This is a genomic window from uncultured Methanobrevibacter sp., from assembly GCF_934746965.1.
GTDB lineage: Archaea > Methanobacteriota > Methanobacteria > Methanobacteriales > Methanobacteriaceae > Methanocatella.
The window spans coordinates 41,591-59,535 of sequence record NZ_CAKVFS010000006.1; the positions used below are offsets into that span (position 1 = coordinate 41,591).

The following is a 17,945-nucleotide window of genomic DNA, read 5'->3' on the forward strand; positions in this document are numbered from 1 at the left end:
ATGCCTATTGATAAGGATATTAAAAAAGTATTAATAATTGGTTCTGGACCTATTCAAATTGGTCAGGCTGCAGAATTTGATTATTCTGGTTCACAAGCATGTAAATCATTAAGAGAAGAAGGAATTGAAACTGTCTTGGTTAACAGTAATCCTGCTACTATTCAAACTGATATGGATATGGCAGATACTGTTTATACTGAACCATTAACTCCAGAAATTGTATATGAGATTATTAAAAAAGAAAATGTAGATGCGATTTTACCAACTATGGGTGGACAAACTGGATTAAATATAGCTACTGGACTTGGAGATTTAGGTTTACTTGATGGAATTAAAGTTCTTGGTTCTGATATTCAAACAATTAAAGATGTTGAAGATCGTGATTTATTTGGCCATTTTATGGATAAACTTAATGAACCTATTCCAAAATGTCATGCTGTAGAAAGTGTTGAAGAAGCTTTGGAAGCAGTGAAAGATATTGGTTATCCAGTAATTGTAAGGCCTGCTTTTACTTTAGGTGGAACTGGTGGTGGAGTAGCTTATAATGAAGAAGAGTTAATTGAAATAGCTACTCATGGTTTAGATATGAGTTTTATCAATCAAGTTCTTATAGATGAATCTGTTTTAGGTTGGAAAGAATTTGAATATGAAGTAATGAGGGATAAAGAAGACACTTGTATTATTGTATGTAATATGGAAAATATTGATCCTATGGGAATTCATACAGGTGAAAGTGTTGTTGTAGCTCCTGCTCAAAATTTAAATGATAAAGATTCTCAAGCTTTAAGAGATGCATCTATTAAAATTATTAGGGCATTAGGTATTCAGGGAGGATGTAATATTCAGTTTGCAGTTAATCCTGAAACTGGAGAATATAAGGTAATTGAAGTAAATCCTAGAGTAAGTAGGAGTAGTGCACTTGCATCTAAAGCAACTGGTTATCCTATAGCTAAAATTTCTTCTAAAATAGCTTTAGGAATGACTTTAGATGAAATTAAAAATGATATTACTAAAGAAACACCTGCTTCTTTTGAACCAGCTATTGATTATGTGGTTGTAAAAATACCAAGATGGCCATTTGATAAGTTTAGGGGAATTGATCGCCATATAGGAGTTCAAATGAAAGCTACTGGTGAAGTAATGGCTATTGGTAGGACTTTTGAAGAAGCAATTCAAAAAGCTATCAGATCACTTGACATGGGACATGATGGATTTGAATATGTTGAATACACTGAAGATGATTTAGCTAATCCAACTGATGAGAGATTATTCCAATTATATTCAGCTATTAAAGATGGAATTGATTTAGATAAACTTCAAAAATTAACTAACATTGATAAATTTTTCTTATATAAAATTAGAAACATTGTTAACTTTGAAAATGAAGTTACTGAAGAAAAATTAAATGGTGCGGACTTTTTAAGGAAAGCTAAACAAATTGGATGTTCTAATAAAAGATTAGCAGATTTATCTAATCAAACTGAAGAATATATTAGGAATTTACTTAATAGATTTAATATAAAACAATCCTATAAAATGGTAGATACTTGTGCTGCAGAATTTGAAGCTAAAACACCATATTATTACAGTACCTATGATTCAGGTAATGAACTCAAATCATTTAATAAGAAAAAGATTATTATTTTAGGTGCAGGTCCTATTAGGATAGGTCAAGGTATAGAATTTGATTATTGTTGTGTTCATTCTTCACTTGCTTTAAAAGAGGAAGGTGTTGAAACTATTTTAATTAACAACAATCCTGAAACTGTAAGTACTGATTATGATATTTCTGATAAGTTATTCTTTGAACCAATTACTTTTGAAGATGTAATGGGTATTATTAATCAGGAAAAACCGGATGGTGTTATTGTCCAATTTGGTGGTCAAACTTCTATTAATTTAGCTGTACCTTTAGCTAATGCAGGTGTTAAAATTTTAGGAACTCCATATGAAAGTATTGATGGTGTTGAAGACAGGGAATTATTTGCACAATTATTAAATAAGTTACATATTCATCAAGCACCATATGGAACTGCTAATTCATTTGAAGAAGCTAAAGAAATTGCAGAAAGGATTACTTTCCCAGTTTTAGTTCGTCCATCTTATGTTATTGGTGGAAGAGCAATGGAAATTGTTTATGATAACACAGAACTTGAAGAGTATATGAAAGAGGCTGTGAAAGTTTCACCTGAGCATCCAATTTTAGTAGATAAATTCTTAGAAGATGCTATTGAATTAGATGTGGATGTGTTATGTGATGGTGAAGAAGTATTTATTGCAGGAATCATGGAACATATTGAAGAAGCAGGTGTTCATTCAGGTGATTCAGCTTGTGTAATTCCACCACAAACTATTCCAGAACATATTCTTAACACTATAAGGGAATACAGTACTAAATTGGCTTTAGAGTTAAATGTTAAAGGTTTAATGAATATTCAATATGCTGTTAAACTTGATGAAGAAATGGTTTATATTATTGAAGCTAATCCTCGTGCAAGTAGAACTGTTCCATTTGTAAGTAAAGCTATTGGAGTGCCATTAGCTAAAGTAGCTACTTGGATTATGACTGGAGCTAAATTAAAAGACTTTAATTTAACAAAAGAAATAAAAATTGATCATGTTGCTGTAAAAGAATCTGTTTTCCCATTCTTAAAACTCCCAGAGTCTGATACTGTACTTGGACCTGAAATGAAATCTACTGGTGAAAGTATTGGTATTGATGATAGCTTTGGAATGGCATTTTATAAATCACAACTTGCTGCAGGTATGGATTTACCAAAAGCAGGTAAAATATTTATTAGTGTAAAAGAACAAGATAAAAAGAAAATCCGTCCAATTGCTGAAAAAGCAGCTAATTTAGGATTTGATCTTGTTGCAACAAGTGGAACTGCTGATGCAGCACAAGGTGTTGACATTGATAAAATCAAAAAAGTATCTCAAGGATCTCCAAACATTAGGGATGCAATTTTAAATAAGGAAATTGATTTAATTATCAATACATCTGAAGGTAAACAATCTGCTAAAGACGGATATATTATTAGACGTTTAGCTATTGAACTTGGTATACCTTATGTTACAACATTATCTGGAGCTAGAGCTGCTTTAAATGCTATTGAAGCAGTTCAAAATAATGAGATTAATGTAAAATCTTTAAATGATCATATTGATGGAGAATAAGATTATTTATTATATAAATAATTTTTAATGTCTATTCCACAATATGGACATTCTTTTTCTTTATTTTTTAATTTACGCCTACATTTAGGACAATAATTTAATTTAACAGGATATTCTTTATTCAAGTCTAATTTTTTATTCATGTTTATTTTTAAAGTGTGTTTTGTTTTTAAAGTATTTATGTCCCAGTTATTGTCTATTAATCTTTTTTTATAATAATAGGCTTCAGTCATACTTTGATAGTATCCAAAAATAGTCTCTTCTTTTTGAACATAAAATTTATGTTTTTTATGGTCGAAGAGAATTTTTCCTTCTCTTTTGTCTTTATTTATTTTACTGCCTTTTATTCTTCCTTTAGGTCTTTTTTCAGGAAATGGGGGCAGTTTCATATTTTCATATTTATTTTCTAAATCAGATTCAACAAGTAAATCATAATCAAAATTACAGTAAAAAAGAGCGTCTCTTTCATATAATGCATCAGATAATTTTTTAAACTCACCATAATCTTTATTGTTATATTTTATTCTGTAAATATCTCCAGATTTTACAATATTTCTATAAAAATATCTGATTTCCTGTGAATTGATATGAATCCATCCATTATAATTTGAAAAAGGCGTAGGAACCATATTCGGGAGGTATAAAAAAGTGTTCTAATTTCTTTTTGAAGTTAATTGAGGTTGTATTTATATTAATTGAAATATGGTCCTCGCCTAAATAATATATTTAGTTGTGTTTTTATAAAATTTTCCATTACTTTTAATGATAATGTATATATAAAACAAATTAGAAATTTTTTGTCAATGTTAACAATTAAAGATGGTATCATACTAAAAGGACAAGATTTAACTCCAGTTCGTGAAAACATTGTTATTGATGATGGTAAAATTATAGAAATAGCTAAAGATGTCTGTGAAGGTAGAATTATAGATGCTTCAAAGGCTATTGTTTGCCCAACTTTTTTAAATGGCCATACTCATATTGGTGATTCTATAATTAAAGATGAGGGTTATGGTTTATCTTTGGGTGAAATGGTTAAACCTCCTAATGGTGTTAAACATAAAGCATTATCTAATGTTGAAGATGAAGAAATTATTAGTGCTATGAAAAAATCCATGTGGTATATGTATAATTCAGGAACAACACATTTTATTGATTATAGGGAAGGTGGAATTAAAGGTGTTGAACTTTTAAAAAAAGCTTCTAAAAATTTACCTGTAACTCCAATAATTCTTGGTCGTGATGATAGTTTTTATGGGGAGGATCCAGATTTAAGAAAAGTTAAAATAGCTATTCGTAAACTTTTAAAATTAGCTGATGGTATAGCTTTAAGTGGATTTGGAGAAATTAATGATGAAGTTGCCAGATTAATAACTTCAAAATGTAAAAAAGCAGGAAAAATATCTTCAATTCATGTAGCTGAATCAATGCATCTTCAAGATGATTCCTTAAATGATTTCAATAAAACTGAAATTCAAAGAGGAGTTGACGCTAATTTTAATCAGTTGGTTCATTGTACTAATCCTAGAAATGATGATTTGAAATTAATTAAAGATTCTAATGTTGTTGTTTGTCCAAGAGCTAATGCAACTTTGAATGTGGGAGTAGCTCCTTTAAATAAAATGCTTACTATGGGAATTAAGCCAGTGTTAGGTAGTGATAATCTAATGTTGAATTCGCCGAATTTACTTAGGGAGTTGGAGTTCACTTTAAAAATCATGTCTGTTTGTTATAAGAATTATTTGAACCCTAAAGATTTATTAAAAATGGCTACTACCAATATTTGTAATTTTGAGATTAATAAATTCATTAAAAAGCCAGTAATTGATGTTAATCAAGATGCAAAATTGTTTATAGCTAAAAGATATTCAAAGAATCCTTACTTAAATATAATAAATCGTTGTGAAACGAAAAATATATTATATACTATGGATATAGATACTCACATTAATAATGTTTGATATAAACAATATGTCAAATTATTGGAGATGGAAAACATGTACAAAAAAATATTAGTCCCAACAGATGGGTCAGAATTTGCTCAAAAAGCTGAAAAACATGCATTATTTTTAGCTAAAACCACTGGTGCTGATATTTATGCGCTAAGCGTTACTGAAAATAATTTTGTTAATGGACTTCCATTAGATGATGAAGTGTACCAATTAAATCAATTACTCAGACAACGTTCTGAAGATAATGTTAAAGAATTTGAAAAAATGGAGGAAACATCAGATATTACATTCCATAGTATTATCAAAGAAGGTTCACCAGCTAAAACTATTTTGGAAGTAGCTAAAGAAGAAGATATTGATTTAATTGTTATAGGTAGTTCTGGTAAATCCGGATTTGACAGATTTATAATGGGTAGTGTTGCTGAAAAAGTAGTTAATGCTGCAAAATGTGCAGTATTAGTTATTCACTAATTTTTCAACATTTCCTATTTTTTAATTTTTAATAAACAATTTTAAGGTGTTTTAACATGTTAGTAAAAAGAGCTATGTCTAAAAATGTTGTTAGTGTTTCAGTTCCTGGAAACCGTGAAAAAGTTTTAGATTTAATGAGGAAAGAAGATAAAGCGGTACTTCCAGTTGTTAAAGGTGATACTAAACAATTAGTTGGATTAATAACTCGTTCAGATTTAATTGTTAATCCTGATGAAGAACAAATAGCTATTTTGATGAGTACTGATTTAGTTACAGCAAGTCCTGATGAGGATGTTGTAGAAGTAGCTAAAAAGATGATTGATAATAATGTTAGGAGAGTTCCTGTTGTTGATGATAATGGTGATTTAGTTGGTATTATTACTTCTTTTGATTTGGTAGCTAATGCATTAATTAAACTTGAACGTGATGATCCAGTTGAAAATTTCATGATTACTAATGTTCCAACAACTTGGTATAAAACTCCTTTAAATGTTGCTTTTGAGACTATGAAACAATTTGGTCTTAAATCTGTTTTAGCTTTAAATGATTCTGCTAAATTAGTTGGTATATTGACTGAAACAGATTTTATCGAGGAATCTGAAATTATCTCAGAACGTAGCGAACATAGTTCTACAGTAGGAACTGAAGGAGATAAATGGTCTTGGGATAGTACTTCTGTTTTATATATTGAAAAAAATTGTTTAAAGTTCACAGACAAACTGGTTAAAGATGTTGGTACTCATAAAGTAGAAGTAGTTAATTCTAAAACTAAAGCTGCGGATTGTGCTAAAAAAATGAAAACATTAAATATTGAACAAATTCCAGTCATTGGAGTGGAAGGAGAATTGATTGGTCTTGTAAGGGCTAGTGATTTAATCAAAGCTTTAATTGAATAATTGTGGTGGATATGGGTCTTAATCCAATTTTAGTGATAAAAATAATGGATGGGAGTTCAATTGGTGTTAGAGCAAGACTTAAAGATGATTTTGTTGAACATGAAATTGTTTTAAATTCTGTACTTGCATATTATTGGGCTAATGATTTTCCTCCTGTTGTAAAATTTTTGGATCTTTTTGAATCTGTTATAAAAAGAACTATTAATGAGCTTATGCCTCACAAAAATTTAACTTTAAAATATGAAGTTAAAGCTGATGCAAAACTGGAAGAGGCATCTGAAATTGAAGTTAATTTAATTGAAGTTAAAGCTGATGATGTGAATTTTAAAATTGATGGAAAGCAATTAATTCTTCAAGGTTTTAAAAACACTGAAAATATTGAAGATAAAACATTTACATTTAGTGAAAGCTTTGATAAAACTATAGAAACTCCGGATATAGTTTTAAAAAAATATGAAGAAATGAAAAATAAATAACTTTTTCATATATTTCTTCTTATATTGGGTAATAATTCCATAAATTTATTTAGACATTCTTCTTTTGATTTGAAATTGTTACCTTTTATTAATCCGTTTTCATAGATTATTTGGTTTTTAATAATTATTTTTTCATAATCACTTGAAATTATTTTATCTTTTAGTTGTTTTTTAGTATTTTCAATATTTATTGTATATGGAAGTTGATATTCAAAACCACCATCTTTGTAGTTCAAGGTAATGGTTTCATCATCATCGATTTGTGATAAATTTAAAGCCACTTTTTTAAATCCTATTTCTTTTAATTCATAGTTTATCTGATTTAACATATCTTGATTTAATAGTTTGGTTAAATCATCAACTTCACATAGGGCAAGTCCATTATTGTTTCTCACTTTAACAATTTCACATTTTGTTTTTTCATAAATTAAGTCTTCACTAACTCGAATTTGATTAATATTTTCTTTAGTCATTTTGGTGTTGGTAGGTAATCTAGTTCCAAGACATGTTGTTGATCTTGAAAATGGGATGTTATGTTTATTTAAATATTCGTGAATTTCTTTTGATGTTAATTTAGCACTAATAAATGGACTTTCAATATTATTTTTGTAGGTAATTAATATTCCTGGCCTATCTAAAACTAAATCACTTATGTTATTTCCATCTAAAACAGATTCATAATCATTTTCAAGAGCATATTTTTTAATATTTCCATACATTAAATCTCTACATACAAAACATCTGTTGGATTTATTAGAGAGTAACTCTTCATTTTTATAGAAGTCTAAGTCAATAACTTTGTGTTTAATTCCAAATTTAGTAGTTGCATTAGTACAGTGTTCGATAAAGCCTGTAGGAAATATGTGGTTGTCTATAGTTATAGCTATTGGGTTATCACTAACTTTAGATGCAAGATATGCAAGTAATGTACTATCTGCACCTCCAGAAAACGCTATTGCAACTTTACGATTTTTAAGAATGTTTTTTACTTTTTTAACTTTTTCATCTAAATTCATTCTATCACATGTGTTATATATTTTATTAAAGATTTTGCATCTTCTTTTTTAATATCCTTGCAAAAACGAATAAATGTAATTAATTGATCTATTGTATCATCATCTAATTTTGAACTATTTAATGTTTGTGCATAATTTCTTTTTGGATAGAATGTAGATTTAGCAATAGAAAGTAATTCCTCTTTTTGTTTTGAAGTAATAATATTTTCTTCAACAGCTTTTGTAAAAGTATACTCCATATTAATTAAAGGCTCAGATAACTGTTCTAAAGTTTCACTATCTAACATAACTGCCACATCATCATCAGAAGTTACTTTCCCTGTAGCATATTGTTCATAAACATATCCAATTCCTTTCATACCTAATGTATCTAATTCAGAAGCTCTTAAAGCACCCATACTAGATGCTCCAATCACGGTTATTCCTTCATCAATTGCTTTTAGAATTTCTCTATGTCCCACAGCTGAATTTTGATGAAATACGCCATCAATTATTCCAATAATGTCGGGATGTTCTTTAATAGCTAAACCAATATCGCCACGTTTGATTGGTCGTTTATAAATAACTTCAACATCTCCATGAGAGTCTAATATTTCTTTTGCTTCATCAAAGGAAAGAGATAATCCTGTGTAAATTATTATTTTAACCATAAAAATCTAAAATTTTAAACAACGGTCTCCAGCACGAGTATTATCTAATGAATAAAGTTCCATTGTTGGAATTACAACACGTACTACATTTACTCCAAGTTCTGGACGTGTTAAATCAGTATATAGTATTTTATCCAATCCATTTTTTATTAATTCATCTTTTACTATTTCAATATCTTGGTTTATAGAATTGGTACTTTTATCTTCAATATCACTAAATGATAGTTTATCAGTTTCATCTTCAAAATAATGGTTATTGATACGTTTCATACGCTCATAACCTGCTTTACGTGCAAAATCAGCTCTTACAGTATCTTCACGAGCACCTTGGATTTGTGTTGCTCTACTTTGAGCTACTTCAGTAAGTGCACGTAAAATAGCTATTCCTGGATTAAGATGAGTTCCAATACCTAAAGATAATAATCCAGCATCTTTTAAGACAGTATCATCTGCAGATGCAGCAATTGTTGGAACATTAATATCTGCAGTTAAGTTCATTAACTTAATATTAATACCATTTTCATGGTATTTATTGAGAAGTTGGATTATATTGTCATTATCAATACTTTCAAGATCTATCTGTTTTGAATTTTTATGAGTAAGCTCAAAAATACTCCATGCATCTCTTTCAATAACTTCAAAGATTCCATGTAATATAGCTTCTTCTAAAATATTTCCTGAAGCCAAACCATTTGTATTTCCTTTAAATAAACCTTGAACATTATTTTCAGGAACATAAGGATGATAAATTGCATTAGATGGAATATAATAATCTTCTCCAGAGATTAAATCTTTTGACATGCTCCATTCTAAATTCATTGTCTCAAGTAAATCTTCACTAAAATCTCTTGGTAAATTTAGAGATTTTGGATTAATATAATTACCATTAATTTCATTTAATGTTGCAATAATTGTTTTGTCTGATTCTTGTTTTTCAGCAGAATATCTCTCAAAACCTTCCATCATAGCTGAAGCTTTAGCATGATTAGAAGTAATTCCTTTACCTCCATATATACTAATTCCACCATCTTGAGCAGTAGGTCGAATAGCTGAAAAAACAGGAATTCCAATTCTATCTAAATGAGTTATTTCAGTTATACGTGTTATTCCAGCTATTTTAGTTTTATGTTCATTCTTTTTGATAGTTTTTGAAGGGGGAATTACTCTATGCGTCCCTTTAAAAAATGTTATTTCTTGATTTTCCATTGTTTATTATCCTATTAAAATATTTATTATACCTTCAACACCTACAGTCATAGCGAGATAAGTCATAATTCCAGCAATAGCGATTGTAACAACCCAAATTAATCCATTCCATCTAAGTACTTTACTACCATCTAAATTCCAAATAGGAATCAAGTTAAATGTAGCTAAATAACTGTTAATAGTAAATCCAAGTGAACAAACAAGGAATATAATTCTCATTGTTTCATTGAAAAATGCTTGAGGGTAAATTATAGTAGCTATTAATAAGAATATTATAGCAAGTACAATATTGACTATAGGTCCAGCTATGGATATTATACCATTAGTTCTATCATCTAAAAAATTTGCATAAGTATAAACAGCTCCAGGAGCAGCAAATACAATTCCACAAAAAGAACTAGCTAAAGCAATAATTAAACCCATAGGCCAAAGTTGATATTCAGACCAGTAACCAAAATGCATAGCACTGAATTTATGTCCAAGTTCATGCAAAATAAACCCTAAACCCACACCTACCATCACAATAGGTAATATAAAGTACATTGCAGAGAAATCTCTACCTGTATACAATATTGAAAAAGAAAGTGAAATGACAAAAAATGAAATTATTAAGTCTCTCACTTCATTACTTGTAAATTTAAACATGATTTTAAAATATCTAATTTTATATATAAAAATTTTTTTAGTAAATTAGTTTTTTATAGCATATAATATAACACAATACCAAGTAGGATAAAGAAGAAATTTAACCCGTACAGTGAAAGAGCACCTCTTAAGTACTTATCTTCATCAGATTTTGTGTATAAATAATATGTTATAATACAACCAACTATTAAAATTGGAATAGTTATATAAAGACTGATATATTTTTTAATAATAAAAATAGCTATTGGAATAATAATAGCTATTGTTTGTTTTGTATTCATTTTTTAATTCTCCTTTTTTATTTTGTGATTCCTGTGATTTCTGTGAATGGGATTGTTGTGAATTGGTGGAGTAGTATGAAGAATATGATTAATGCTATTGCTAAGTATAATATTTCTCCTTTTTTATTTCTATTTTCAAATGGTAAGTATTTGTTGATTTTGTTTGGGTATATTAGCCATATGAAGCAGGCTGTTGTGGATATTAGTAGTCCTATTATGTTTATTGGGGATGTTTCGTAGAGTCCTTGTGTGTATCCTAAATAGCAGCAGATAGCTAGTACTGGGAAATAGTAATTTGGTTCGTAACCAGCTTCATAGACAATTTCTCCATTTTCTTCTAAACTGGAATCGTTAAATGTTTTAAATTTAAGTCCTATTCCTAAAAATGGTAGTGCAAATATTATTGCTATTAAAATGGATTTTATAATATTTGCTCCAGCACACAAACACATCATAAGTACAGATAAAGATGTGGTTGATGCTCCTAGGAGCATGAATGAATAAATTTGGAGAGAAAATCCTCTGAAATTAGTGAAGTTGTATAATCCATATTTTTCATCTAATTCATCACCGTAATACTCTACAATCCATACTCCGCATGTTCCAAATACAAAAAAAAGAAAACAGAAAAATCCTAACCATGTGATACTAGATGTAGCTATTGCTAAGAATAGAATTATTCCATAACTTTTAATTGCTCTTTTTTTAATATCTTCTTTTTTTGGAAAATACTTTCTATTAGGATCTAATTTGAATAAATTAAATAGGTTTGTCATTATTTGCCTCTTTATTATTATTTTAAGTCATTAAATATATAATTAGTAATCTGATGATTATAAAAATAAAATTTAGAATATATAATTTCATAGCATATCTTAAGTATTTGTTTTCTTTTGATTGTTTGTAATAATTGTAAGTTATTATTAATCCAATTATTGAAAAAATAATCCATATATAAGTGTTTAAAAAGCTGTGTACTACAAAAATTACAAATGGCGCTCCTATTGCAATGTAATTTTTAAAATTTTTGTTCATATTAATTCACCATGTGTTTAAATAAATTTTTAAGTAAAATCCTGAATTTGTAAAATGGAACACGATGAAAAATACAATAAATATTAATATAATATATAATATGAATCCTTTTTCTGTTTTATTATTAAATCTTAATAAATTACTTCCTTTATCTGGGAAAATTAAAGCTAAAAATCCTAAACAAGTTATTGTACATAATATGATTTTATTAATAATATTGTGTTCGAAAATTACTTGTGGAAAACCAATATAACATAGCAACATACTTAATCCAAGATAGATAAATGGCCTATAACCTAATGAGTTGTTATTTCTGCTTTTGTCATTGAAACAATTTGGTCTTAAGCCAATTCCCAGCATTGGTAAAACAAAAATAATTGCTAGAATAATAGCATTTATTTTATTGAAACAACATAAATATGCAATTAAAAATACTCCTAATGTTGATGGAGTAAAACATAAAGTCATAAATCGTTCTATTGGATAGAAGGTTATATATTGTCTCCAGTCATGTTTTTTATAAATTTCTCGTTGATAATAGAAAAATAACAATGGACCAATTGTTAAGGAAATATAGGTTGTCATAAAGTATGCTGTTAACCAATGCCATTTAAAAATTAAGAATATTGCCATGAAAAATAACATATACATCCAAAATGTTGCTTTTTTAAGAAATGATTTTCTAAAAAACATATTCTCATCTAATATTTTATTAAATCTATTCATATAATACCCTTCTTAATAAACTGGAACTTCTGCAATTTCAAATAAATAATTGGCGGTAGTTTTTTTCACTGCTTTATTAAAATTACCCCATGTTGGATGTCGGAGAGTATCTGTTGATAGACAATTTAAACCAAGACCCATTAGACCAAAACTCACTGCGATAACTGTTGGAACAGTTGCCAGAGGCCATAAAGGTGGGGCAAGTATGCAAGGTATGGCTATACCTGCAGCAATTTTTGAAATGGAAATACAAAGTCCACCACCTATTTCTGCAAGTTTCCCACATTGTTTGTCAGATAATCCAAAAAATGATTTAAAGTCATTGTATCGATTTGTAACTTCAGTTATTGTATGTTCAGTTATGTATGACAATAATGAATGTATATTATTAAGTAAGTTGTCTGTTAATTCATCACAGAAACAATAAGAATATGTTGTTGATAATGCGCCTTTATATAAAAACCCTTCATTTTCAATAGTTGTAGAAACAATTCCTGTTGTTTGATTAATTATTAATTTTTCTGAAAAATTTAAAAACTTTAAATGCAATGAATCATTTATTTTTTCAGCCCTGAACCATTCTTCATTACAAATATGGTTGATTATGGAAGATAGTGATCCAAGAATAGTTATGTTGTCTGCTAGTTTTAGAATCATGCTTTCTATGTCACTTAACATTATTGAACATTCGAATCTGAAATTTTTCATATTTTTATTATTGTTACTTGATAATATCATATTCATACTTGGATTAGGGATATGGATATAACTCATTCCTCCGTTCATTATGCCAGACATTACCACTGTGTTTTTGTTTCGTGTCCAAGTTAAGTTGTAAAAGTTATCTTTTTCGTTTGCTAGATTATCACTCATATATATTGTCATTAATCCATTTAAAAATGTTCCATATATTGCTTTTTCAGGTCCGTGAGAGTAATTTTTATTTAACCAGTATTTTATATCATCATTTGATGTTTTTCTATCTGTTATGGTGTATGTTTGTATTGTGTTGAATCCTGCTTGAGCATCAATTAAAACTCCAGTATTTATTTTTTCAGTTTTTTCAATTAACTCATTATTAATTTTGAAAATGGTGTTCATATATTCAAAATCGGGATTTTTATTAATTAAGGAATAGTCATAAGTATATTTTAATGTTGTATTTGTATTGGTATATTTTAATTTTGATAAGTCATTATTTAAAAATTGTTTATATGTGATATGTGCTATATTTGCTCCATTCCATATGGTTTTTCCTTGGCTGAGTTGTAGTCTAAGACCAACATCATCATTGAAAATAGAGTTAGAGTATAAAATATTTCCCCATGAATTAAAATTTTTAACAAAATCTATTTTTTGGATATCAAAATTGGAATTAATAATTGTTGAATAAATAGCACTAAATTCGTTTATATTGTTTTCATTAATTGTATCATAGTAATAAAATCTAACGAAATCTTTTTCAGTTTTTAGCAATATTCCTTGGCTAGAGGGGATGTAATTGTTATTAACTTTAGTTTTTTGACCTTCTTTTGAAATAAAATAATTATCTCCATTTGATAATTGAGTATAACTGTTATTGTATAAAACATCACTATTTGCCCCATATTTAAAATAAAATACTTCTTCAGTTGTTTTAATTGCAAATAAACGGGTTTCATATACTTTTATTATTCCATTTGTTCCAGCTTTAGAAACATAATTAAATGAATAATTGGGATAAACAAAATCAAGTCCACTTACATTAAAATACATTGGAATATCTACTGAATAAACCATATTGGGTGTTAAGTTCATTTTGATAATGTTATTTTTTGTAATTGAATTGTAATATGTTGAACCTGAGTAGGTTGTTGATATTGAGTATTGTCCAGGATTTAAATTTATGTTTTGTTTTGCAATTCCATTTTCATCAGTTGTTTTAGAATATGAAATGCCATTTATTTTGAATATGACTGTTTTTCCAGACATTGGAAAACCATTGTTATCTTTTAGCAAGGCATTAAATGAGTATCCTTTGTCTCTGAAAATGATGTTATTTGTATTTAAGTTTACATTTAATTTTGTGGATGATAGAAGCATGGTTATAATTTTTGTGGGTCCATTAAAATTGTTGTATTGGTATGTTCCAGAGAATGTACAGTAAATATTGTAATTTCCAGTTTTAAAATTAATTTTTAATTTTGCTATGCCTTGAGTATCAGTTGTTCTGCTGTATGAAACGCCATTTGCAATAATATTTATATTAAAATTAGTTAATGGTTTTCCTGATGAGTCAGTTACTTTTGTTATGAAATATTCTCCTTTTCGATTGATAATAAATTTATCATATTTTATTAGAGTATTCTGTTTTAATACTGTGATATTATATGATTCTGAGAGTTTGTCATTATTATTTGTAACTGTAATTATATATTTTCCAGGATCAAGATTAATATTTATTTGTGCAACACCAGTTTTATCACTAGTTCTGTTGTAAAGCACTCCATTTATATTAAATGTAACAACAGAGTTTTTCAAACGATTGCCATTTCCATCAAATACCATAGCATTAAATTGTGAATTATTTTTGTATGATTTGATGAGATTGTTGCTTTGAATAGTGGAAATAATGTATATTTTATTGGTTGCTGTAGATGATTTATATTGGCTGTTTCCTGCAAATAATGTTGTGATAGTATAATTTCCAGGCCGTAAATTAATATTCAAGTAAGCATATCCATTATTGTCTGTCACACGACTATAACCTACTCCATTTATATTAAATATAACTCTTTCGTTATTTAATGGATTTCCATATGTGTCTTTTAAATGAACTGAATATTTTCCATTTTTATAGAAAAAAGCAGTATTGTGTCCACTTAGAACACTATTTTCTTGATTGTTGTTACTTTGAACTTCATTAATAATTAAATATGATTTGTTTGTGAGTTTATCTATCCCATAATATAATTCATATTTACTATTATTTTTTAAATCTTTGTTTAAAATTATATCAAAACATTCATCTTTGATGATAAAATTCTTTTGATTTGAAATATCTTTAAAAACTAAATTTGTGTTATTTGTTGACTTTATAAAATTATTTGTAACTTTTTGAAAGTCTTGGTTTAAATTGTAATCTGTATTATTAATTTTGATTTCAGTTTTATAATTATAATTTATATTTTCGTTTTCTGTGTTTTGAAGGGTTTCATTAATTTCACTGCCTGAAACACCAGAAATGAAAATAAAAAACAGAATAAAACTTAAAATTAATATATTTTTATTCATTAATTTCACATCATTTTATTTTAATAAAAGTACTTAGTAATATTAATAAAAATTAAAATACTACATATATTAATTTCAAATAAAATTATATAAATTTATCCAAATTTTTAATGAGTTATTATAATTATTCTTATTTGATTGTTATTATCTTGAATATATTCATAGTTTTAACATGTTGCTGATTATTATTAACTTTCTTTTTTTTATTTTGTGATTCCTGTGATTTCTGTGAATGGGATTGTTGTGAATTGGTGGAGTAGTATGAAGAATATGATTAATGCTATTGCTAAGTATAATATTTCTCCTTTTTTATTTCTATTTTCAAATGGTAAGTATTTGTTGATTTTGTTTGGGTATATTAGCCATATGAAGCAGGCTGTTGTGGATATTAGTAGTCCTATTATGTTTATTGGGGATGTTTCGTAGAGTCCTTGTGTGTATCCTAAATAGCAGCAGATAGCTAGTACTGGGAAATAGTAATTTGGTTCGTAACCAGCTTCATAGACAATTTCTCCATTTTCTTCTAAACTGGAATCGTTAAATGTTTTAAATTTAAGTCCTATTCCTAAAAATGGTAGTGCAAATATTGTTGCTATTAAAATGGATTTTATAATATTTATTTCAGCACACAAACATATCATAAGTATAGATAAAGATGTGGTTGAAAATCCTAAAATAGTAAATGCAAATATTTGATAAGAATATCCTCTAAAATTGTTAAAATTGTATAGGTGATATTTTTCATCTAATTCATCACTATAATATTCTATTAAGAATATTCCTCCTAATGCAAATAATAATAACAAGAATAATAAAAATCCAATCCATGTAAATGGTGATATTAGAATTGCTATTAATAAAAATCCTCCGAATAATTTTATAAATCTTTTTTTTACGGTTTTTTTATCTGAAAAATATTTTTCACTAATAGTAAATAAATTAAATAATTTTGTCATAGAATCACAGAGTAAATGCCTATTTGTAATTTAATAAACAATATCTTTGTAAGTATATAAAAATAATTAATTATATAGGGTTTTATATTAACTGGAACATATAATTATCTGTAGAAGGTGTAAAAAGATGGAAATAAATGAATTTCATATTAACAATATTTTAAAAGATATGGAAAAGAAGGATTATCAAGGTTATTTACTTGCACAATTTACGAATGTTCAATATATTTCAAATTATAAACCAACTAGTTTTGCGTTTTGTGTTATAAAAGAAAATCCAATTATTTATGCATCAAAAATGGATATGGAAATAGCTAATAAAACATCTACTATTGAGGTTAAAGAATTCGTTTCATTTTCAAATATGGTTGATGAACTTAAGAAAGATGGAATTTCTAATTTAGCTATTGAGCCAAGTTTAGTTTATAGTACTTATGAAAAGTTTAAAGATTCATTTAATATAAATTCAGAGACATTTATTGATACTCAAAGACAAATTAAAACTCCTGAAGAAATATCTAAAATTCAAAAAGCAACAGAAATTGCTCAAAAAGCATTTATTGATTTGGATATTTTAAATAATACAAATTCTGAAAATATTGTTGCTTTGGATTTGGATAATTTAATGAGAAAATATGGTGCTGAAAATAATTCTTTTGATACTATTGTAACAAGTGGATCAAATTCAAGTTTGCCTCATGCAGTTCCTCAAAATAAATCATTAGAACGTCCAATATTAATTGATTGGGGAGCAAAATATCAAGGTTATTGTTCAGATAATACTAGGACTATGGTTTATACAGAAAAACAAAATGAAATTTGTGATATTGTAGCTGAAGCTCATGATAAATCTATAAAAGCTATTAAACCTGGTCTTAAATGTTGTGAAATTGATAAAGTGGCTCGTGATATTATAAGTGAATATGGTTATGGGGATAAGTATATCCACTCAACAGGACATAGTGTAGGTTTGGATATTCATGAGATACCCACATTTTCAACTAGGGATAAAACAGTAATTGAGGAAGGTATGGTTATTACAGTTGAACCTGGAATTTATTTGGAAGATAATTTTGGTGTTAGACTTGAAGATACAATTTCTGTTGAAAAAAATAAGGGAAAAATCATAGGTGATTTGCCATTAATTATTGAATAATCCTTTTAAAATTGATTTAATTTATAACT

Annotated in this window: 16 protein-coding genes; 6 read left to right on the plus strand and 10 right to left on the minus strand. The window is 27.5% G+C overall.

Features of this window, described 5'->3' with window-relative positions; genetic code table 11:
• Positions 1–3,177: a carbamoyl-phosphate synthase large subunit gene (carB, locus tag Q0984_RS05965; RefSeq protein WP_299525048.1), complete on the plus strand. Its 3,177-nt coding sequence runs from the start codon at positions 1–3 to the stop codon at positions 3,175–3,177.
• 2 nt (positions 3,178–3,179) lie between these two features.
• Here carB and Q0984_RS05970 read toward each other — a convergent pair whose 3' ends face one another.
• The gene (locus Q0984_RS05970) at positions 3,180–3,806 is read right to left on the minus strand and encodes a zinc ribbon domain-containing protein (RefSeq protein WP_299525051.1); all 627 of its coding nucleotides are present in this window, start codon (positions 3,804–3,806) and stop codon (positions 3,180–3,182) included.
• Positions 3,807–3,980: 174 nt separating this feature from the next.
• On the opposite strand from Q0984_RS05970, the gene Q0984_RS05975 reads away from it, so the two are divergent.
• The 4 genes from Q0984_RS05975 to Q0984_RS05990 are packed head-to-tail and all read left to right on the plus strand — an operon-like array spanning position 3,981 to position 6,972.
• Positions 3,981–5,138 carry an amidohydrolase family protein gene (locus Q0984_RS05975; protein ID WP_299525056.1) on the plus strand — a complete coding sequence of 386 codons (1,158 nt, stop codon included), beginning with the start codon at positions 3,981–3,983 and terminating at the stop codon, positions 5,136–5,138.
• A 36-nt stretch (positions 5,139–5,174) separates the two neighbouring features.
• Positions 5,175–5,600, plus strand: coding sequence for a universal stress protein (locus Q0984_RS05980; protein ID WP_299525059.1), 426 nt, complete (start codon positions 5,175–5,177; stop codon positions 5,598–5,600).
• Between the two features lie 56 nt (positions 5,601–5,656).
• Entirely contained in the window at positions 5,657–6,496 is an 840-nt protein-coding gene (locus Q0984_RS05985; RefSeq protein ID WP_299525062.1) for a CBS domain-containing protein, read from the plus strand.
• An 11-nt stretch (positions 6,497–6,507) separates the two neighbouring features.
• Positions 6,508–6,972 carry a hypothetical protein gene (locus tag Q0984_RS05990; RefSeq protein WP_299525065.1) on the plus strand — a complete coding sequence of 155 codons (465 nt, stop codon included), beginning with the start codon at positions 6,508–6,510 and terminating at the stop codon, positions 6,970–6,972.
• A gap of 5 nt (positions 6,973–6,977) precedes the next feature.
• On the opposite strand, the gene larE is transcribed toward Q0984_RS05990, so the two are convergent.
• The 9 genes from larE to Q0984_RS06035 all read right to left on the minus strand — a co-directional run bounded on the left by larE (position 6,978) and on the right by Q0984_RS06035 (position 16,760).
• The gene (larE, locus tag Q0984_RS05995) at positions 6,978–7,988 is read right to left on the minus strand and encodes an ATP-dependent sacrificial sulfur transferase LarE (RefSeq protein ID WP_299525067.1); all 1,011 of its coding nucleotides are present in this window, start codon (positions 7,986–7,988) and stop codon (positions 6,978–6,980) included.
• A complete protein-coding gene (locus tag Q0984_RS06000) occupies positions 7,985–8,638 on the minus strand; it encodes a TfuA-related McrA-glycine thioamidation protein (protein ID WP_299525070.1) in 654 nt (217 codons plus the stop codon). Before Q0984_RS06000 ends, larE begins: the two co-directional genes overlap by 4 nt.
• Before the next feature lie 6 nt (positions 8,639–8,644).
• Positions 8,645–9,844 (minus strand): YcaO-related McrA-glycine thioamidation protein, encoded by a 1,200-nt coding sequence (locus tag Q0984_RS06005; RefSeq protein WP_299525072.1) that lies wholly within the window; start codon positions 9,842–9,844, stop codon positions 8,645–8,647.
• 6 nt (positions 9,845–9,850) lie between these two features.
• Positions 9,851–10,489 (minus strand): site-2 protease family protein, encoded by a 639-nt coding sequence (locus Q0984_RS06010; protein WP_299525075.1) that lies wholly within the window; start codon positions 10,487–10,489, stop codon positions 9,851–9,853.
• A 53-nt stretch (positions 10,490–10,542) separates the two neighbouring features.
• Positions 10,543–10,770 (minus strand): hypothetical protein, encoded by a 228-nt coding sequence (locus Q0984_RS06015; RefSeq protein ID WP_299525077.1) that lies wholly within the window; start codon positions 10,768–10,770, stop codon positions 10,543–10,545.
• 17 nt (positions 10,771–10,787) lie between these two features.
• Positions 10,788–11,546 (minus strand): hypothetical protein, encoded by a 759-nt coding sequence (locus Q0984_RS06020; protein WP_299525080.1) that lies wholly within the window; start codon positions 11,544–11,546, stop codon positions 10,788–10,790.
• Positions 11,547–11,811: 265 nt separating this feature from the next.
• The gene (locus Q0984_RS06025; RefSeq protein ID WP_299525083.1) at positions 11,812–12,531 is read right to left on the minus strand and encodes a hypothetical protein; all 720 of its coding nucleotides are present in this window, start codon (positions 12,529–12,531) and stop codon (positions 11,812–11,814) included.
• 12 nt (positions 12,532–12,543) lie between these two features.
• Entirely contained in the window at positions 12,544–15,804 is a 3,261-nt protein-coding gene (locus Q0984_RS06030) for a hypothetical protein (protein WP_299525086.1), read from the minus strand.
• A 203-nt stretch (positions 15,805–16,007) separates the two neighbouring features.
• A complete protein-coding gene (locus tag Q0984_RS06035; protein ID WP_299525089.1) occupies positions 16,008–16,760 on the minus strand; it encodes a hypothetical protein in 753 nt (250 codons plus the stop codon).
• Between the two features lie 127 nt (positions 16,761–16,887).
• Between Q0984_RS06035 and Q0984_RS06040 the strand changes: the two genes are divergently transcribed.
• Positions 16,888–17,916 carry an aminopeptidase P family protein gene (locus tag Q0984_RS06040; protein WP_299525091.1) on the plus strand — a complete coding sequence of 343 codons (1,029 nt, stop codon included), beginning with the start codon at positions 16,888–16,890 and terminating at the stop codon, positions 17,914–17,916.
• Positions 17,917–17,945: the final 29 nt, after the last annotated feature.